The following is a 19,138-nucleotide window of genomic DNA, read 5'->3' as shown; positions in this document are numbered from 1 at the left end:
GCCTTCAGCGTCAAGACGATGTTTATCTTTTTCACACAGTTCTTAGGGCGTGTTCACTTCCGCGAACAATGTATCTTCTCCTTTCTATTCGTCGCCTCTCAGGGCGACATTAAATAAATTCTCCGACAATTTTTTAGCGAAACGATATTTTTCGATAAAAAATCTAGTGCAGGGAGTTTTTAGTTCGCCTGATAGCGACTAAAAGAAACGACCTGCCTTTCTACTCGGCAACTCTCGGGTTGCCATTAAATAAGATACAAAGGACGAATAGAAAGCGATTGAATTTTAGGAAACCAAGGAAGGATTGACAATCCCAGTTGGTTTCTCTAAATTCCGAGCTTTCCGTCCGTGTTCAGTTACATAAATTCTCCGACGAGCTTTTACTCGTTCTTAGTTTGATTGTTTAAAAGCTTCCATCATCTCGATAAACTCGTCAAATAGGTAGCTTGCATCATGAGGACCAGGAGCTGCGTCTGGGTGGTATTGGACAGAGAAAGCAGGTTGGTATCTGTGACGCACACCTTCAACTGACTTGTCATTGATTTCTTCGTGGGTGATAATCAAGTGTTCTGGCAAATCCTCACGGCTAACTGCATAACCATGGTTTTGACTTGTAAAATCTACACGTCCTGTAGCAATTTCGCGTACCGCATGGTTGAAGCCACGGTGACCAAATTTCATCTTGTAAGTCTTAGCCCCGTTTGCCATAGCAAAGAGTTGGTGTCCCATACAAATACCAAAGATTGGGATTTTCCCTTGCACACCACGAATCATGTTCAGTGCTTGTGGAACGTCTTCTGGGTTACCTGGACCGTTTGACAACATCACTCCGTCAGGATTAAGATGGAGAATTTCTTCAGCCGTTGTCGTGTATGGAACCACGGTCACGTTACAGTTGCGTTTAGAAAGTTCACGTAGGATTGAGTGCTTGAGACCAAAGTCCACTAGAACCACGCTCAAACCAACTCCTGGAGCTGGATAGGAAGTTTTAGTAGAAACTTGTTTGATATTGTCTGTCGGCAAGACTGTCGCTTGGAGCTGGTCCGTCACATGGTCCATGCTATCCCCAACATGGGTCAAGGTTGCACGCATGGTACCATGCTTACGGATAATCTTGGTAAGGGCACGCGTATCAATTCCTGAAATACCTGGAATTTTCTTGGCTTTCAAAAATTCATCCAAGGTCATTTGGTTGCGCCAGTTGCTTGCTCTACGCGCTTCTTCAAAAACAACGACTCCCTTACAAGTTGGAATAATGGATTCGTAGTCATCACGGTTGATTCCATAATTTCCTACCAAAGGATAAGTAAAGGTCAAGATTTGTCCATTATAAGACTGGTCTGTAATGGATTCTTGGTAGCCGGTCATCCCTGTATTAAAGACGATTTCGCCTGTTACATCAATATCTGCTCCGAAGGCCTTGCCTTCAAAAACTGTGCCATCTTCTAATACTAGAAGTCTTTTTGTCATATTCTCACCTCTCGTGGACGCTCACTGGCGTCTTTTAACGTCTTGTGTTTTAGTTGGCGTTTCTACTCGCCAGTACGGATTCTAAGATTGCCATTCGAACAAAGACACCATTGGTCATTTGTTGGACAATCCGTGATTTTGGTGCTTCAACCAAATGGTCTGCAATTTCTACATCACGGTTGACTGGAGCTGGGTGCATGAGGATTGCTGTTTCTTTCAAACGATCGTAACGTTCTTGAGTCAAGCCATGTTGGGTATGGTAGTCTTCTTTTGAAAAGACAGCTCCACTATCATGACGTTCATGTTGCACACGAAGAAACATCATGACATCCACCTGATCAATGATTTCATCAATGGTTACAAACTGTCCATAGTCTGCAAACTCTTGACTTCTCCATTCCTCAGGTCCAGCGAAAAAGAGTTCAGCTCCCAAGCGTTTCAAAATCTGCATATTAGATTTGGCAACGCGCGAGTGGTCCAAGTCACCTGCAATCGCAACCTTGAGACCCTCAAAGTGACTAAATTCCTCATAAATAGTCATCAAATCAAGCAAGCTCTGGCTAGGGTGTTGGCCCGAACCATCTCCACCATTGATGATGGAAGTCGTAATCGTAGGACTAGCAATCAACTCTCTGTAGTAGTCAACCTCTGGGTGGCGAATCACACAGACATCCACTCCTAAAGCAGACAAAGTCAAAATGGTATCATAAAGTGTCTCACCCTTATTAACCGAACTAGTCTTCACATCAAAGTCAAGTCGTTCCAGCCCCAGTTTAATCTCTGCCACTTCAAAGGACTTATGCGTCCGTGTAGAATCCTCAAAGAAAAGATTGGAAACAATCGGATGGTCTTCATAAGGAAGCTGGGCTCCATTTTTAAACTCAATTCCTCGCTTGATCAATTTCATGACTTGATCGACAGTGAGGTCTTCCATGGACACCACATGGTTCAATGCTTGTTGATTTTCTGACATGGCTACTCCTTTAGCTTTCTAAGCTTCTTCAGTAATCAGAACTCTGTCTTGGCCATCAAGTTCTGCCATCTCTACGATGATTTCTTCAGAACGACTAGTTGGGATATTTTTTCCAACGTAATCTGGACGGATTGGCAATTCTCTATGTCCACGATCGACTAGAACTGCTAAACTCACGCGCGCAGGACGACCATGACCTACAATATTATCAATAGCAGCGCGGATGGTACGGCCTGTATAAAGCACATCATCCACCAAGATAACTTCACGGTCTGTCACATCTACAGAAACCAAAGAAGTATCTTCTCCACTTTTAACATCATCACGGAAAGGTTTGGTATCCAATTCCACAACAGGAACTGAAAGATTTTCTAGCTGCTCCAAACGTTCTTGGATACGGTGGGCGATAAAGACGCCACGAGTTTTAATACCAGCCAAGACGATTTTATTCAAATCTTTGTTGCGTTCGATAATCTCATATGTAATACGCGTAATCGCTCGTTTGACGGTCAATTCGTCTACAACTTCTTTTGTCTTCATGACAAACCTCCAAAAAGAAAAGTCTCCTTAAACAAGGAGACTTGAAATGTATAGCCAAGCGAGCCCTACTGCTAGCAGTATAGACTTCACCCTTCTACTTTATCGTGCTCCTTGCCTGCCTCACGGGACAGGTTTAAAGGAATATTTAGTTATCAAATACTATAGCACAAAGCATGCTTAAAATCAAGCAAAAACTTTTGAAACCCCATCTTATAAATTGCTAAAATCATATAACTGTGAGTACTGGTCACACTCTGGATTTTTAGGATGACAAATGGCTCTTCCAAAATAAATCATAGCCTGATGAGCTGCTAACCACTGCTCAGGCGGCAAGATATCCATGACACGCTTTTCCACCTCAAGTGGCGTAGCTGATTTTTTGACGATATCGTGGTGTTTGCAAATACGCTCGACATGAGTATCCACTGCAAAAGCTGGAATCCCAAATCCCACACTCATGACAACATTGGCCGTCTTGCGACCAACGCCTGCTAGACTTTCTAATTCTTCACGTGTCTGAGGAACTTGACCATCAAAATCGTCTAGTAACTGTTGGGCACATTTTTTAAGGAATTTAGCCTTATTCCGATACAGTCCCAGGCGAGAAATGTGTGAAGCAATCTCACCCTCTGTCGCAACAGACATGGCTTGTGGCGTTGGAAAGGCAGCAAAGAGACCTGGTGTGGCCTTATTTACCGCTGCATCCGTTGTCTGAGCTGACAACATGACCGCAACCAAGAGTTCAAAATGATTGGTAAAATCAAGACTGGGCTTGGCATCTGGAAAAAGAGCAATGATTTCTTCTAGCACTTTTCGTGCTCGTTTTTTTGACAAGACCATTATTCGTCTCCATCAAATAGTCCTTGTAAGCCAGCAAAAGGACTGTTTTCTTCTTTCTTAACTGCCTGTTGAGCTTGGTATTCTTCCTCAGTCATGATTTGCCAGTCATTTCCTGAAACAAATCCTTGACCAGCTTCTTCTTCAGCCGTCAAGACCTTGATAGGAATGTTTAGTAGGATATTGTCTGACACGCTCTCAGCAAGGTCAAGTTCTCCATTTTCGATAGGCAGGACCAAATCATCGTCTAAGACTTCTTGATCCAGCTGGTTAGTTGCGCCTTCCATGAAAACTTCTGTGACTGGATAAGATTCAGCCAACTCAACTGGCTCCATACTACGACTTGAAGCAAGGACAATGGTATAAGACAACTGATAATCTAAGAAATACATACGGTCTTCATATTGGACTTTCCCAACTGCAAGGATATCTTTTACATCTAAAATTTCTTGATTACGTGCACGTAGGTCAGCAACTAAATCTAACGCTTGTTCAAAATGCAAGCCTTCAGACTGCTTACGAATTTCTTGAATATTTAATTTCATACTTCCTCCATAAAGATTTACTCTCTTGATTATACCATGAAAAGGCTACAAATCAGCACAGCAAACTTTGTAATTAACATTCGAGTTTTTAACATGTTTACTATGTCATTTTTTTAGTTCTATACTATAGGCAAGAATACATCAGAGCAAGGAAGATACTCACATGGAAGACAAAGAACTCATTACTAATGCCTACCACACGGATTTTAGAGCATAGAATTTCCAGTTTTCTGTTGACAAAATTTCCTTAAAGGTATAGTATAAAGATACTAATACTCGGAGGTAAGGGAGACATGAACAACTAAGTCTATCAAATAAAGAACCTTTATTTAGTAGATCTTGTTTTTGTCTCTTTTTGTGTGCTCTTTTCATACTAGATTTTCTAGTATCTTGTCCCCATTGAAAATCAAAAAACTAGAAAGCTATGCTCCTCTTGGGTTGGGTTAGGCAACTCCAAGCTAGTTTGACGAGTTTTTCAACGAGGATAATAGAGTTTTGACAGTGACTTTGGGCTCTACTAGATAAAGTAGAGCTTTTTGTTATGCACTATGGACATTCTAGAAAGGGCAATCATATGATAAAAATCAATCACCTGACCATCACACAAAACAAAGATTTACAAGACCTTGTCTCAGACTTAAACATGACCATCCAATCCGGGGAAAAGGTAGCTATTATCGGCGAAGAAGGAAATGGTAAATCAACCTTACTTAAAACTTTAATGGGGGAAGCTTTGCCTGATTTCACTATCAGGGGAGACATTCAATCTGATTATCAATCAATAGCCTATATTCCTCAAAAACTCCCCGAGGAGCTGAAAAAGAGAAGTCTACACGACTACTTCTTTTTAGATTCTATTGATTTAGACTACAGTGTCCTCTATCGTTTGGCTGAGGAATTGCATTTTGATAGCGATCGTTTCGCTAGTGACCAAGAGATCGGGAGCCTCTCGGGTGGCGAAGCTTTGAAAATTCAGCTTATCCATGAGTTAGCCAACCCCTTTGAGATTCTATTTTTAGATGAACCTTCAAATGACTTGGACCTTGAGACGGTTGATTGGCTAAAAGGTCAAATGCGCAAGATTCGGCAAGCCGTTATTTTCATTTCCCATGATGAAGACTTTCTTTCTGAAACGGCAGACACTATTGTCCACTTGCGACTGGTCAAGCACCGTAAAGAAGCAGAAACGTTAGTAGAACATTTAGACTATGATAGCTATAGTGAGCAGAGAAAAGTTAATTTTGCCAGACAAAGCCAGCAAGCTGCTAACGACCAGAGAGCCTACGATAAAACCATTGAAAAACATCGGAGAGTCAAGCAAAATGTAGAAACTGCGCTTCGAGCTACCAAAGACAGTACTGCAGGTCGCCTATTGGCTAAAAAAATGAAAAATGTCCTCTCTCAAGAAAAACGCTTTGAAAAGACAGCTCAGTCCATGACCCAAAAACCACTTGAAGAGGAAGAAATCAGACTTTTCTTCTCAGATATACAGCCATTACCTGCTTCTAAAGTCTTAATCCAACTGGAAAAAGAAAATTTGTCCATCGGCGAGCGAGTTTTGGCTCAAGGACTTCAACTAACTGTTCGTGGCCAAGAAAAAATCGGTATCATTGGCCCAAATGGTATGGGGAAATCAACTCTGTTAGCCAAATTACAGCAACTTCTGAATGATAAAAGAGAGATTTCGCTTGGTTTTATGCCACAAGATTACCACAAAAAACTGCAATTGGATTTATCACCAATAGCCTATCTCAGCAAAACTGGGGAAAAAGAGGAACTGCAGAAAATCCAATCTCACTTAGCCAGTCTCAATTTCAGTTATCCAGAAATGCAGCATCAAATTCGCTCCTTATCTGGCGGACAACAAGGCAAACTCCTGCTTTTGGATTTAGTCTTGCGCAAACCAAACTTTCTCCTGCTGGATGAGCCCACACGAAACTTTTCTCCAACTTCTCAACCCGAAATCAGAAAACTCTTTGCCACTTATCCTGGTGGTCTCATCACTGTTTCGCATGACCGTCGTTTCTTAAAAGAGGTCTGCTCGATCATCTATCGCATGACAGAACATGGTTTAGAGGTAGTTGATTTTGAAGATTTATAAATTTGCAACATAGCAGATAGGTGGGGCAAAAACACAATTTTAGGAGAAAAAGAAGTAAATCTTCCCATAATAAAACGCATAATATCAAGTTTTCACACCTGATATTATGCATTTTTTCAGATTTTAAAGGCTTTTTCCCAGCCTTCATTTTACATCTGTTTCAAACGTTCAATCCGTTCTGAGATAGGTGGGTGGGTATAAAAGAGTTTTTGGAACCCTCCACCTTTCTTGGGATCATTGATATAAAGTGCACTGCTGGCATCGTCGACAGGACGACTCATCGGTTTACTATTATCCAACTTATGTAGAGCATTTATCATCCCTTGAGGATTGCGCGTCAACTCAACACTGGAAGCATCAGCTAGGAATTCCCTCTGACGAGAAATAGCTAGTTGCACCAAGGTTGCAGCGAGAGGTGCCAGCACAATAGCTAGGAGGGAAACCACGAGCATAATGATTTCTAAACCATTTCCATCTCGGTCATCATCACTTCGTCTGCGACCTGCTCCACCCCACCACATCATACGACCTGCCATACTAGAAAGCATGGTGATAGCACTGGCAAGAGCAACGGCAATAGTCGAAATACGGATATCGTAATTACGAATATGACTGACTTCATGTCCCATAACAGCTTCTAGTTCTTCACGATTCATGATAGCTAGGAGACCTGACGTCGCAGCAACCGCCGCATTTTGAGGATTAGAACCTGTCGCAAAGGCATTTAAGGCTGGATCATCAATGATGAAAACACGGGGCATAGGAATCTGAGCCACCATAGCCATATCTTCCACTACATGGTAGAGGTCTGGTGCCATTTGCTCATCCACCTCACGCGCCCCGTTCATGGACATGACAATCTCTGTTGATTGAAAAATCATGGACAAGGCATAGATAAAGCCGATAATCAGTGCGATAACCAAACCACCAAGCCCAGATTTCATAAAGAGATAACCAACTGCATAACCAACAAGAGCTAAGAGTAGGAAAAATACCAGCAACAAAATCCAGGTTTTTCGTTTATTGCTTGCAATTTGATCAAACAACATCTTAGTCACCTAAACCGCTAAAATCAACTTTAGGAACTGCCTTTTCCTCTTCTGGTGTTTGAAGGAAATCTGCTGCTTTAAATCCAAATATTCCAGCGATAATATTGCTTGGGAAAGTTTCTAATTTTACATTGTAGTTGCTGACAACACTGTTGTAGAGTTGACGAGAGTAAGAAATTTTATTTTCTGTGTTTGTCAACTCCTCTTGCAATTTAACAAAGTTGGCGCTTGCCTTCAAATCTGGATAGCTTTCTGCAACTGCAAAAATACCTGCAACCTGACGAGTGAGGGCATCACTAGCTTTCATAGCTTCTGCTGGTGAAGTCGCTGCTGCCACTTGGTTACGCAGTTCTGCCACCTTTTCAAGGGTAGAACCTTCATATTTAGCATAACCTTTTACAGTCTCAATCAAGTTTGGCAAGAGGTCATTTCGACGTTTCAACTGAACATCAATTTGGCTCCAAGCCTCCTTTGTTTGCATACGATTCTTAACCAAACCGTTATAGCTAACAATCACAAAAATAACAACAAGAGCGATAACTCCAAGAATAATCCAAGTCATGATATAAGTCCTTTCTACTTTTAGATTAGTACCAGTATATCAAATTTTTAATGATTGTGGTAAAATAAGATGATACTAAAGAAGGAAATAACTATGAAACCAGAAACATTTTACAACTTGCTTGCCGAGCAAAATCTTCCACTTTCGGACCAGCAAAAAAAACAATTTGAACGTTATTTTGAACTCTTGGTCGAGTGGAATGAGAAGATTAATTTGACGGCGATTACGGACAAGGAAGAAGTTTATCTCAAACATTTTTACGATTCGATTGCACCCATTCTTCAAGGTTTGATTCCTAATGAAACTATCAAACTTCTTGATATTGGAGCTGGGGCAGGATTTCCTAGTCTACCAATGAAAATCCTCTATCCTCAGTTAGATGTGACCATCATTGATTCGCTAAATAAGCGCATCAACTTCCTACAACTCTTGGCTCAAGAACTGGATTTGGACGATGTTCATTTCTACCATGGACGTGCCGAAGATTTTGCCCAAGACAAGAACTTCCGTGCTCAGTATGATTTTGTAACAGCTCGTGCTGTAGCCCGTATGCAGGTCTTGTCTGAATTGACAATTCCTTACCTTAAAGTTGGTGGTAAACTATTGGCACTCAAGGCCAGCAATGCGCCTGAGGAATTATTTGAAGCTAAGAATGCCCTCAACCTCCTTTTTAGTAAAGTCGAAGACAATCTCAGCTACGCCCTACCAAATGGAGATCCGCGTTATATCACAGTGGTAGAAAAGAAAAAAGAAACGCCCAACAAATACCCAAGAAAGGCTGGTATGCCAAATAAACGCCCGCTTTAAATTTTTTAGTAAAAAATGTTTACAAAGTCATCCTCGCTCTCTTATTTCTAGGCTCGAGAAAAAATGATTTACAAAATCAACCTCGCTCTTTTATTTCTAGGCTCGGGAAAAAATGATTTACAAAATCAACCTCGCTCTTTTATTTTTAGGCTCGGGAAAAAATGATTTACAAAATCATTTTTTTCTGCTATACTATCACAAGCAAAGGTTTTTAATGTCATCCCGTGAGGTGACGAAGACGCAGAAATATTTGAAACTCTTTAAAGTCTAGATTTTAAAGAAGTCTTACTCTGAGGGCCTATTGCTGTAAAATAATGGGCTCTTTTTTGATGCCCAAAAGTGAGGTTTATATGAAACAAGAATCAACTGTTGATTTGTTACTAGACGTTGACCAACGTCCTTCGGCTGGAAAAGGAATTCTCCTTAGCTTCCAACACGTTTTCGCCATGTTTGGTGCGACCATCTTAGTACCATTGATTTTGGGAATGCCTGTATCTGTTGCCCTTTTTGCTTCAGGTGTTGGAACACTCATCTACATGATTTCAACTGGTTTTAAAGTTCCAGTTTATCTAGGTTCTTCATTCGCCTTTATCACAGCTATGTCACTGGCTATGAAAGAAATGGGTGGGGATGTATCTGCTGCTCAAACAGGGGTTATCTTGACTGGTTTGGTCTATGTCCTTGTGGCTACCAGCATCCGATTTGTAGGAACAAAATGGATTGATAAACTCTTGCCACCAATCATTATCGGTCCTATGATCATCGTTATCGGTCTTGGACTTGCAGGTTCAGCTGTTACCAATGCAGGTCTTGTAGCAGACGGAAATTGGAAAAATGCTCTTGTAGCCGTTGTTACGTTCTTGATTGCTGCCTTTATCAATACAAAAGGAAAAGGCTTCCTACGAATCATTCCATTCCTCTTTGCCATTATCGGTGGTTACCTCTTCGCACTAACTCTTGGCTTGGTTGACTTTACGCCTGTCCTAGAAGCTAACTGGTTTGAAATTCCTGGTTTCTACTTGCCATTTAGCACAGGTGGTGCCTTTAAAGAATACAATCTTTACTTTGGTCCAGAAACTATCGCTATCTTGCCAATCGCTATCGTAACAATTTCTGAGCATATCGGAGACCATACTGTTTTGGGTCAAATCTGTGGCCGTCAATTCTTGAAAGAACCAGGTCTTCACCGTACTCTTCTTGGTGACGGTATCGCAACTTCTGTTTCTGCCTTCCTTGGTGGACCAGCCAATACAACTTATGGAGAAAACACAGGGGTTATCGGTATGACTCGTATCGCTTCTGTCTCAGTTATCCGTAACGCTGCCTTTATCGCGATTGCCCTCAGCTTCCTTGGTAAATTCACTGCTTTGATTTCAACTATTCCAAATGCTGTACTTGGTGGTATGTCAATACTTCTCTATGGAGTTATCGCCAGCAACGGTTTGAAAGTCTTGATTAAAGAACGTGTTGACTTCAGTCAAATGCGTAACCTCATCATCGCAAGTGCTATGTTGGTCCTTGGACTTGGAGGAGCTATCCTTAAACTCGGTCCAGTTACCCTTTCAGGAACTGCCCTATCAGCCATGACAGGAATCATCTTGAACTTAATCTTGCCATACGAAAATAAAGATTAAGAGTCTAAACACATCAAAAAACGAGCATTTCCAATTACGGAAGTGCTCATTTTTCTTCTTTCTAAAAAAGGAAAGCCCTGCGGCCTTCCTTCGTCTTACTTGCGTTTCTTCTTCGCTTTCTTCATTTTGTTAGCCATGCGTTTCATGGACTGTTTCATGGCAAATTCACCGATTTTACCTTTGAGTCCACCACCAAACATCTGACTCATATCTGGCATTCCTGCTCCTCCGAGAGCTGACAGGTCAGGCATACCGCCTTGTCCCATCATTCCTTCAAGGGCAGACATATCCATTCCTCCCATATTTGGCATATTTTTAGGAAGGTTGTTTGGATTGATTCCCATTTGCTTCATCATTTTGTTCATATCTCCAGACATAACACCCTGCATGAGTTGTTTAGCCTGGTTAAAGTCTTTAATGAATTTATTAACTTCGACAAATGTATTCCCAGAACCAGCTGCGATACGACGTCGACGGCTTGGATTTAGCAAATCTGGATTTTCACGTTCTTCAGGTGTCATAGAAGACACAATGGCACGTTTGCGAGCAATCTGGCGTTCATCCACCTTCATGTTTTGAAGGGCTGGGTTGTTGGCCATACCTGGAATCATCTTGAGCAAGTCTTCCATCGGCCCCATGTTTTGCACCTGATCCAACTGATCAATGAAATCATTGAAATCAAAGGTGTTTTCACGCATCTTCTCAGCCATTTCAAGAGCCTTTTGCTCATCGTATTCCTGAGAAGCTTTCTCAATCAACGTAAGCATATCCCCCATGCCAAGGATACGGCTAGACATGCGGTCTGGGTGGAAGGTCTCAATGTCCGTAATCTTTTCACCTGTACCAGTGAACTTGATTGGTTTTCCGGTAATGTGACGAACAGATAGAGCCGCACCACCACGAGTATCGCCGTCAATCTTGGTAAGGATAACCCCAGTCACTTCCAACTGATCATTAAACTCACGCGCAACATTGGCTGCTTCCTGACCAATCATAGCATCAACGACAAGCAAGATTTCATTTGGTTGAGCCAATGCTTTCACATCACGAAGCTCATTCATGAGGAGCTCATCAATCTGCAAACGACCCGCAGTATCAATCAAGACATAGTCGTTATGATTAGTTTGGGCTTGCTCCAAACCTTGACGTACAATCTCAACAGCTGGTACTTCTGTTCCAAGTGCAAAGACAGGCACATCAATCTGTTGTCCCAAGGTCTTAAGCTGGTCAATGGCAGCTGGACGATAAATATCCGCCGCAACCATCAAAGGACGAGCATTTTCTTCTTTCTTGAGTTTGTTGGCCAATTTACCAGCAAAGGTTGTTTTACCAGCCCCTTGTAAACCAACCATCATGATGATGGTTGGAATCTTAGGTGACTTGATAATTTCTGCCGTATCAGAACCTAAAACGGCTGTCAGTTCCTCATCAACGATTTTAATAATCTGTTGCGCAGGATTAAGTGTATCAATGACCTCATGCCCGACTGCACGCTCACGAACTTTCTTGATAAAGTCCTTTACAACAGGCAAGGCAACGTCGGCCTCGAGCAAGGCCAAGCGAATTTCTTTGGTTGCCTCTTGGACATCAGATTCAGAGATTTTTCCTTTTTTACGTAGATTTTTAAAGACGTTCTGCAAACGTTCTGTTAAACTTTCAAATGCCATTTTTCTTCCTCTTATTCTCTATTATCAATGCTTGTTAAAATTTCTATCTGCTCCTGCAGAAAGTTATCCTTGGGATAGCGCTCCAAAATCTGATCAAAAATCTGACTGCGGACAATATAGTCCGAGTACATGTGCAATTTCATCTCATAATCTTCCAGAATCTTTTCTGTTCGCTTGATATTGTCATAGACAGCCTGACGACTGACACCGAACTCTTCAGCAATCTCAGCAAGGCTGTAATCATCAGCGTAGTAGAGCTCGATATAATTCATTTGCTTATCTGTCAAAAGCGCCGCATAAAATTCAAAGAGCGCATTCATACGATTGGTTTTTTCGATTTCCATAACTTTTATTATACCAAAAATTAGCCTAATCTACCACACTAGGAAGCCGATCCAAGAAGATAGATAGCTAAATTTGAAAAAGACATGAGCCTAGCCCCAAGTAATTTCCAATTGATAGCTGGCAAAGGGATGTCCCTCTTGATTTTGTAGTTGATAATCTAGTTCAATCTTTTGCCCATCCACTTGATAACGATTCGTTTGGATAATAAACTCCTGCATACCCATAGGTGTGGGAATATAGGCTAAACTATCACTATCCTTTAGAAAGCGCATAATGGTCTTGGGATTGGAAAATCGACTCATCACAAGTTCTTGACCATGAAATTTAATCACTACTTTTTCCTTTTCCTCATTATAGAAAAGCAGGTAGCTATAATCTCCTTTTTCATGCACTTCCACATCATAAAGCTGGTCAATCACTTCCAACTGCTCATCAAACTGAATTGTATTTCGCATCCGAATCTTCACATCAGGCCCTCTTTCTTGTCTCTTGTCCTACTATTTTACCAAAAAGAGCAGGATTTTGCTATAATGGTCATATGAACGAAAAAGTATTCCGTGACCCTGTTCACAACTACATCCATGTCAATAATCAAATCATCTATGACTTGATTAATACAAAAGAATTTCAGCGTTTGCGCCGGATCAAACAACTGGGAACTTCCAGTTATACCTTCCACGGTGGAGAACACAGTCGCTTCTCTCACTGTCTAGGAGTCTATGAAATTGCACGACGCATCACAGAGATTTTCGAAGAAAAATATCCTGAGGAATGGAATCCTGCCGAGTCTCTCTTGACCATGACCGCTGCTCTCCTACACGACCTTGGGCATGGTGCCTACTCCCATACTTTTGAAAATCTCTTTGATACAGACCATGAAGCCATTACTCAGGAGATTATTCAAAATCCTGAGACAGAGATTCACCAAGTCCTGCTACAAGTGGCACCTGATTTCCCAGAAAAGGTGGCCAGTGTCATTGACCATACCTATCCTAATAAGCAGGTCGTGCAGCTCATTTCTAGTCAGATTGACGCAGATCGCATGGACTATCTCTTGCGCGACTCCTATTTTACAGGAGCATCCTATGGGGAATTTGACCTGACTCGAATCCTCCGAGTCATTCGTCCTATCGAAAATGGTATCGCCTTTCAGCGCAATGGCATGCACGCCATCGAAGACTACGTCCTCAGTCGCTACCAGATGTACATGCAGGTTTATTTCCACCCCGCAACACGCGCCATGGAAGTTCTCCTACAGAATCTTCTCAAACGCGCCAAGGAACTCTATCCTGAGGACAAGGATTTCTTTGCCCGAACTTCTCCACACCTCCTGCCTTTCTTCGAAAAAAATGTGACCTTGACTGACTATCTGGCTCTGGATGATGGCGTGATGAATACCTACTTCCAGCTTTGGATGACCAGTCCTGACAAGATTCTTGCAGATTTATCGCATCGCTTTGTCAACCGCAAGGTCTTTAAATCCATTACCTTTTCACAAGAAGACCAAGACCAACTCGCTAGCATGAGAAAATTGGTTGAGGACATCGGCTTTGATCCCGACTACTATACTGCCATTCATAAGAACTTTGACCTCCCTTATGATATTTACCGTCCCGAATCTGAAAATCCAAGGACACAGATTGAGATTTTACAAAAAAATGGAGAACTGGCAGAACTCTCTAGCCTGTCCCCTATCGTCCAATCCCTTGCTGGAAGTCGCCACGGAGATAATCGCTTTTATTTCCCGAAAGAAATGTTAGACCAAAACAGCATCTTCGCAAGCATCACCCAGCAATTTTTACACTTGATTGAGAACGATCATTTTACCCCAAATAAAAACTAAAAGAGGAAATTTATGAGTATTAAACTAATCGCCGTCGATATTGACGGAACCCTAGTCAACAGCCAAAAGGAAATCACTCCTGAAGTCTTTTCTGCCATCCAAGATGCCAAAGAAGCTGGTGTCAAAGTCGTGATTGCAACTGGCCGCCCCATCGCAGGTGTTGCCAAACTTCTGGACGACTTGCAGTTGAGAGACCAAGGTGACTATGTGGTGACCTTCAATGGTGCCCTTGTCCAAGAAACTGCTACTGGCCATGAGATTATCAGCGAATCCTTGACCTATGAGGATTATCTGGATATGGAATTCCTCAGTCGCAAGCTCGGTGTCCACATGCATGCCATTACCAAGGACGGTATCTATACTGCAAATCGCAATATCGGAACATACACTGTGCACGAATCAACCCTCGTCAGCATGCCTATCTTCTACCGTACCCCTGAAGAAATGGCTGGCAAGGAAATTGTCAAGTGTATGTTCATCGATGAACCAGAAATTCTCGATGCTGCGATTGAAAAAATACCAGCCGAATTTTACGAGCACTACTCTATCAACAAATCTGCTCCTTTCTACCTCGAACTCCTTAAAAAGAATGTAGACAAGGGTTCAGCTATTACTCACTTGGCTGAAAAACTCGGATTGACCAAAGATGAAACCATGGCAATCGGTGACGAAGAAAATGACCGTGCCATGCTGGAAGTCGTTGGAAACCCCGTTGTCATGGAAAATGGAAATCCAGAAATCAAAAAAATCGCCAAATACATCACTAAAACAAATGACGAATCCGGCGTTGCCCACGCCATCCGAACATGGGTACTGTAAGAGGATATGAATAGACGAAAACCGCTCAGTTGAGCGGTTTTTATAGTAAAATGAAATAGGAATAGGACAAATCAATTTCTAGTAATGTTTTAGAAGTCCAGATACACTATTCTAGTTTCAATCTACTATAGTATCTAATTACATACCCCCTGCTGGAATCGATAAATAGAAAAAACCTTATTTTAAGGCTCTTCCTATACTATTTATCAATAACCCTCTTTTAGAGTATGTCCGTAAGTTTGAATAATTTGTTGTATATCTTTATGCCTTAGTAATCTTGAAACAGCCCATATATCAACACCTTTTGATAATAGACTTCCTGCGAAACAAAATATGGTAGAATAGTTCTATGAATTATGAAGCAAGTAAACAACTAACTGATGCACGATTTAAGCTCCTGGTTGGTGTTCAGCGCACGACTTTTGAAGAGATGTTAGCTGTATTGAAAACAGCTTATCAAGGTAAACACGCAAAAGGGGGACGAAAACCTAAACTAAGCCTAGAATACCTTCTTATGGCGACTTCAATATGTGCGAGAATATCGAACTTATGAACAAATTGCGGCTGATTTTGGTATCCACGAAAGCAACTTAACCCATCGGAGTCAATGGGTTGAAGTAACTCTTGTTCAAAGTGGTGTTACGATTTCAAGAACTCCTCTCAGTTCTGAGGACACGGTAATGATTGATGCGACGGAAGTAAAAATCAATCGTTCTAAAAAAACAATTAGAGAATGATTCTGGTAAAAAGAAATGCCACGCTATGAAGGCTTAAGCGATTGTCACAAGTCAAGGGAGAATTGTTTCTTTGGAGCTCGCTGTGAACTATTGTCATGATATGAAGTTGTTCAAAATGAGTCGCAGAAATATCGGACAAGCTGGTAAAATCTTGGCTGACAGTGCTTATCAAGGGCTCATGAAGCTATATCCTCAAGCGCAAACTCCGAGGAAATCCAGCAAACTCAAGCTGCTAACAGCTGAAGATAAAGCCTGTAACCATGCGCTATCTAAGGAGAGAATCAAGGTTGAGAATATTTTTGACAGAGTATAGTAGATTGAAACTAGAATAGTACACATCTACTTCTAAAACATTGTTAGAAATCGATTTGACTGTCCTGATCGATTTGTCCTGTTCTTATTTCATTTCACTATGAAAACGTTTAAAATATTTTCAACAACCTATCGAAATCATCGTAAACGCTTCGGATTACGAATGAATTTGATTGTTGGTATTATCAATCATGAACTAGGATTCTAGTTTTGCAGGAAGTCTAATAAATATAAACCGTAAATATGCCTGCCTGCTTTTGCTATCATGGTTTGGCTACCTATCCCAAGTTCGGATAAAAATACTTTCAAGTATTTATTCAATCCATAATTTGTAGAAAGTTTATACCTTCTATCACAAGAGACCAAATCATATTTCTTTAATTCTTCACGATTATAAAGAACCTTATCTTGTTCCTCTTTCAATGCATCCAATACAGATATTAAATCTTCATCAATAATAATTTCTCTTATGGAAGTATTCGTTTTTTGAGGAATAAAATTTGTCGATTTCTAGCAAATCTTCCATACGTTTTTAGAGTTTCTCTTTCATTTTCTATTTTATAATTCACCTTCTAATTCTCTTATAATCGAGTGTAAAGATTCTTTCGTTTTGGGAACAGATTCCTTCAATATACCCTCTATAATTTTAAAATTTAAGTTAGAATAATTATGATAAATAAAATTTCTAAAACCTTTTATCTGAGTCCAGTTTATCCTATCTGAATACTTCTGTTTTACTTCCTCTGATAATTTGCCTAACGATAACTGTTCTCCTACCTGTCCTAAATTCATAGCGATAGAATCAACTACCATATCATCATCTAAAGGTAAATTATATCTTCTTGCTTTATACAAAACAGCATCGGCCTTATCAAGATATAAAACCACATCCTTCAAATATGCTATATCAGTTTCAAGAGATTGACTTCTCATAAATAACCTCTCTATCATTCAAAAAATTTTTCTTGACTAACTTCCCAATGTTTGTTTTTGGAGAAAGTAAATCACTAACCAATAGAATATCTATATTACCATCAAAAATAGTCAAAAGTCTACCATATACATCAAAATATATAGAATCATCCTCTAACTCCAAAGCAATATCAACATCACTTTTCCCATCAGCTTCGCCCCTAGCATAAGAGCCAAATAGATAAATTTTAGATAAATCATATTGTTTAGCAACAGGAACAATTTTTTCCTTTATCTGATCTATTGTATAAACCATAACCGAACCCCTTTAGATTATATCTATCCACACTTTTATTTCACCTTACTCAGAATCAAGTTTAACTTCAAAAGGAATACTTCTTGTCAACACACTTTGCTTCAAAAATAACTTCACAGCAGTTGACATATCCAACCCCAACTCATTAAAAATCGCAGTCGCTTCTTTTTTCAATTCATCATCTACTCTTACAGCAATTTGTGACATAGCATTTCTCCTTTTCTTCTTGTATATCTATTGTATCACTTTTACCAATACATATCAAACTTATTCCCTAATAAATACAGTCTTTAAATTTAAACTTGCAACTTCTTCTCTAATGCTTGTGCCAAAACTTCTGAATAGTTAATCTTTTCTCGATCAGCAAGACGAACTAGCCATTCAGGAACGGTCACGTTCTTTCTAATCGCCTTGTTACTTCTCACAAAAGGCGCAGGATCAACTTGAATCATTGATACAAAACCATCTGAAACTTCAATCTTTAAAATATCACTTGGAGTAGGCAACGCCATCCCTTCATCGATATAAGAAGCTAAAACATTTTCAAGCATTTCTCGAGCATTTTTCATCGCTTCTTCGATATTTTTTCCTTCTGTACCACCACCAAATTCTGGAAATTCTACCCAATATCCTGTTCCTTCTTTATGAAAAATAGCTGGATACGTTTTTAACATTCTACTACCCCCAACATTCTACTACCTCTGATGTAAAAAGACTTAGGAAAGTAAAAATTACAATCCTAAATCTTTGAGAATCTTTCTCTCCAATCCCTTTCCCAAATCTTCATTTCCATGAACTGGAATCGTGACAAGATAAGAAAAACCCTCTTTCTTAAAATGATGATGACTTCCTCTTTGACGAACTTCAAACCATCCATTCTCAAGAGCTAGTTTCACCATTTCTTTACCTGTAAGTGGCATATATATTCGTTACCTCCTTACACTTACTATTATACGCATTATGTGTATAATAGTCAAATTAAAACAAACCACTTTTTCTCAATAACTACAAAATAAAATAGACCAGCTTCCTGATCTACTTTATTCTATATTCATTGACTTTTGGTCAAATTTTGGTCACACTTTGGTCAAAGATTCCAAAAATACTAACCTATTTTAAAAAACTAAATTGTGATGATTGCCTACAAATAAACACTTTGAATATTCTTTATGTTTCTTTACGCTTCTTATTATGCCCCCTGCAGGAATCGAACCTGCAACTACTCCTTAGGAGGGAGTTGTTATATCCATTGAACTAAGGGAGCTAGATAAAAACTCTGCTGAAAAAGCAGAGTTTTAGTCGAATTAACGACGGATTTCTTTGATACGAGCTGCCTTACCTTGAAGAGCACGCAAGTAGTACAATTTCGCACGACGTACTTTACCGTAACGAACAACTTCGATTTTTTCAACACGTGGAGTGTGGATTGGGAAGATACGCTCAACACCTACACCGTTAGAGATTTTACGAACTGTGTAGTTTTCTGAGATACCAGCACCTTTACGTGCGATAACAACACCTTCAAAAATCTGGATACGTTCACGGTTACCTTCGACAACTTTCGCGTGTACACGAACAGTGTCACCAGGACGGAATGATGGGATATCTGTACGAAGTTGACCTTCAGTCAAGCTTTGGATTAATGGATTCATTTTATTCTCCTATCTTT

The 19,138-nt window shown here is 40.3% G+C and carries 21 protein-coding genes, 1 tRNA gene and 3 pseudogenes; 7 read left to right on the top strand and 18 right to left on the bottom strand.

The genetic code is table 11. The features are described 5' to 3' along the window. Positions 1 to 390 precede the first annotated feature (390 nt). From OC529_RS11240 to OC529_RS11220, 5 genes are all read right to left on the bottom strand, one after another. On the bottom strand, positions 391 to 1,470 hold the full coding sequence (locus OC529_RS11240; protein WP_088791030.1) for a carbamoyl phosphate synthase small subunit: 1,080 nt from the start codon (positions 1,468 to 1,470) through the stop codon (positions 391 to 393). Positions 1,471 to 1,519: 49 nt separating this feature from the next. Then, positions 1,520 to 2,443 carry an aspartate carbamoyltransferase catalytic subunit gene (locus OC529_RS11235; RefSeq protein WP_088791029.1) on the bottom strand — a complete coding sequence of 308 codons (924 nt, stop codon included), beginning with the start codon at positions 2,441 to 2,443 and terminating at the stop codon, positions 1,520 to 1,522. Between the two features lie 18 nt (positions 2,444 to 2,461). After that, the gene (gene pyrR, locus OC529_RS11230) at positions 2,462 to 2,983 is read right to left on the bottom strand and encodes a bifunctional pyr operon transcriptional regulator/uracil phosphoribosyltransferase PyrR (RefSeq protein ID WP_000850023.1); all 522 of its coding nucleotides are present in this window, start codon (positions 2,981 to 2,983) and stop codon (positions 2,462 to 2,464) included. A gap of 210 nt (positions 2,984 to 3,193) precedes the next feature. Then, positions 3,194 to 3,823: an endonuclease III gene (gene nth / locus OC529_RS11225; protein ID WP_262082192.1), complete on the bottom strand. Its 630-nt coding sequence runs from the start codon at positions 3,821 to 3,823 to the stop codon at positions 3,194 to 3,196. Then, positions 3,823 to 4,365 carry a YceD family protein gene (locus OC529_RS11220; RefSeq protein WP_088791026.1) on the bottom strand — a complete coding sequence of 181 codons (543 nt, stop codon included), beginning with the start codon at positions 4,363 to 4,365 and terminating at the stop codon, positions 3,823 to 3,825. Before OC529_RS11220 ends, nth begins: the two co-directional genes overlap by 1 nt. Positions 4,366 to 4,906: 541 nt before the next feature. On the opposite strand from OC529_RS11220, the gene OC529_RS11215 reads away from it, so the two are divergent. Further along, on the top strand, positions 4,907 to 6,466 hold the full coding sequence (locus tag OC529_RS11215; RefSeq protein ID WP_262082191.1) for an ATP-binding cassette domain-containing protein: 1,560 nt from the start codon (positions 4,907 to 4,909) through the stop codon (positions 6,464 to 6,466). Positions 6,467 to 6,615: 149 nt separating this feature from the next. Here the strand turns inward: OC529_RS11215 and htpX are convergent, their stop codons facing one another. Then, positions 6,616 to 7,515 carry a zinc metalloprotease HtpX gene (gene htpX, locus OC529_RS11210; RefSeq protein WP_262082190.1) on the bottom strand — a complete coding sequence of 300 codons (900 nt, stop codon included), beginning with the start codon at positions 7,513 to 7,515 and terminating at the stop codon, positions 6,616 to 6,618. Between the two features lies 1 nt (position 7,516). Continuing rightward, positions 7,517 to 8,077 carry a LemA family protein gene (locus tag OC529_RS11205; protein WP_173278483.1) on the bottom strand — a complete coding sequence of 187 codons (561 nt, stop codon included), beginning with the start codon at positions 8,075 to 8,077 and terminating at the stop codon, positions 7,517 to 7,519. A gap of 93 nt (positions 8,078 to 8,170) precedes the next feature. Between OC529_RS11205 and rsmG the strand changes: the two genes are divergently transcribed. Both rsmG and OC529_RS11195 read left to right on the top strand, forming a co-directional pair. Beyond that, positions 8,171 to 8,884, top strand: coding sequence for a 16S rRNA (guanine(527)-N(7))-methyltransferase RsmG (gene rsmG, locus OC529_RS11200; RefSeq protein ID WP_119948297.1), 714 nt, complete (start codon positions 8,171 to 8,173; stop codon positions 8,882 to 8,884). A gap of 350 nt (positions 8,885 to 9,234) precedes the next feature. Next, a complete protein-coding gene (locus OC529_RS11195; protein ID WP_064276971.1) occupies positions 9,235 to 10,518 on the top strand; it encodes a uracil-xanthine permease family protein in 1,284 nt (427 codons plus the stop codon). Between the two features lie 95 nt (positions 10,519 to 10,613). Here OC529_RS11195 and ffh read toward each other — a convergent pair whose 3' ends face one another. The 3 genes from ffh to OC529_RS11180 all read right to left on the bottom strand — a co-directional run bounded on the left by ffh (position 10,614) and on the right by OC529_RS11180 (position 12,997). After that, positions 10,614 to 12,185, bottom strand: a complete 1,572-nt coding sequence (ffh, locus tag OC529_RS11190) for a signal recognition particle protein (protein ID WP_262082189.1) — start codon at positions 12,183 to 12,185, stop codon at positions 10,614 to 10,616. An 11-nt stretch (positions 12,186 to 12,196) separates the two neighbouring features. Further along, complete coding sequence (locus OC529_RS11185; protein ID WP_000402071.1) at positions 12,197 to 12,529, bottom strand: putative DNA-binding protein; 333 nt, start codon at positions 12,527 to 12,529, stop codon at positions 12,197 to 12,199. A gap of 90 nt (positions 12,530 to 12,619) precedes the next feature. Then, on the bottom strand, positions 12,620 to 12,997 hold the full coding sequence (locus tag OC529_RS11180) for a DUF1934 domain-containing protein (protein ID WP_001813593.1): 378 nt from the start codon (positions 12,995 to 12,997) through the stop codon (positions 12,620 to 12,622). 71 nt (positions 12,998 to 13,068) lie between these two features. Between OC529_RS11180 and OC529_RS11175 the strand changes: the two genes are divergently transcribed. From OC529_RS11175 to OC529_RS11160, 4 genes and pseudogenes are all read left to right on the top strand, one after another. Continuing rightward, positions 13,069 to 14,373 carry an HD domain-containing protein gene (locus tag OC529_RS11175; RefSeq protein ID WP_001003498.1) on the top strand — a complete coding sequence of 435 codons (1,305 nt, stop codon included), beginning with the start codon at positions 13,069 to 13,071 and terminating at the stop codon, positions 14,371 to 14,373. A gap of 12 nt (positions 14,374 to 14,385) precedes the next feature. Continuing rightward, on the top strand, positions 14,386 to 15,192 hold the full coding sequence (gene yidA, locus OC529_RS11170) for a sugar-phosphatase (protein WP_000023526.1): 807 nt from the start codon (positions 14,386 to 14,388) through the stop codon (positions 15,190 to 15,192). A 349-nt stretch (positions 15,193 to 15,541) separates the two neighbouring features. Further along, positions 15,542 to 16,239 (top strand): annotated as a pseudogene (locus OC529_RS11165) (transposase family protein); the annotation flags it as partial. 105 nt (positions 16,240 to 16,344) lie between these two features. Next, positions 16,345 to 16,449, top strand: a pseudogene (locus OC529_RS11160) (IS5/IS1182 family transposase); the annotation flags it as partial. A gap of 14 nt (positions 16,450 to 16,463) precedes the next feature. Here the strand turns inward: OC529_RS11160 and OC529_RS11810 are convergent. The 8 genes and pseudogenes from OC529_RS11810 to rplS form a co-directional block, all read right to left on the bottom strand. Beyond that, positions 16,464 to 16,798: pseudogene (locus OC529_RS11810) on the bottom strand (site-specific integrase); the annotation flags it as partial. Between the two features lies 1 nt (position 16,799). After that, entirely contained in the window at positions 16,800 to 17,174 is a 375-nt protein-coding gene (locus OC529_RS11150; RefSeq protein WP_262082188.1) for a DUF86 domain-containing protein, read from the bottom strand. After that, positions 17,155 to 17,469 carry a nucleotidyltransferase family protein gene (locus tag OC529_RS11145; protein WP_000263130.1) on the bottom strand — a complete coding sequence of 105 codons (315 nt, stop codon included), beginning with the start codon at positions 17,467 to 17,469 and terminating at the stop codon, positions 17,155 to 17,157. Before OC529_RS11145 ends, OC529_RS11150 begins: the two co-directional genes overlap by 20 nt. A gap of 45 nt (positions 17,470 to 17,514) precedes the next feature. Next, entirely contained in the window at positions 17,515 to 17,676 is a 162-nt protein-coding gene (locus OC529_RS11140; protein WP_000077979.1) for a type II toxin-antitoxin system RelB/DinJ family antitoxin, read from the bottom strand. Positions 17,677 to 17,765: 89 nt separating this feature from the next. Continuing rightward, positions 17,766 to 18,143, bottom strand: a complete 378-nt coding sequence (locus OC529_RS11135) for a type II toxin-antitoxin system HicB family antitoxin (protein ID WP_000921490.1) — start codon at positions 18,141 to 18,143, stop codon at positions 17,766 to 17,768. A gap of 57 nt (positions 18,144 to 18,200) precedes the next feature. Further along, positions 18,201 to 18,389, bottom strand: coding sequence for a type II toxin-antitoxin system HicA family toxin (locus OC529_RS11130; protein ID WP_023936121.1), 189 nt, complete (start codon positions 18,387 to 18,389; stop codon positions 18,201 to 18,203). 272 nt (positions 18,390 to 18,661) lie between these two features. Beyond that, positions 18,662 to 18,733, bottom strand: a tRNA-Arg gene (locus OC529_RS11125). Between the two features lie 40 nt (positions 18,734 to 18,773). Further along, positions 18,774 to 19,121 carry a 50S ribosomal protein L19 gene (gene rplS, locus OC529_RS11120; protein ID WP_001068669.1) on the bottom strand — a complete coding sequence of 116 codons (348 nt, stop codon included), beginning with the start codon at positions 19,119 to 19,121 and terminating at the stop codon, positions 18,774 to 18,776. Between the last annotated feature and the right edge of the window lie 17 nt (positions 19,122 to 19,138).

This window comes from Streptococcus sp. Marseille-Q5855 (assembly GCF_946901985.1).
In the GTDB taxonomy this organism is placed as follows: domain Bacteria; phylum Bacillota; class Bacilli; order Lactobacillales; family Streptococcaceae; genus Streptococcus.
The sequence above is the reverse complement of the archived record's forward strand: the minus strand, read 5'-3'. Positions and strand labels throughout refer to the sequence as shown.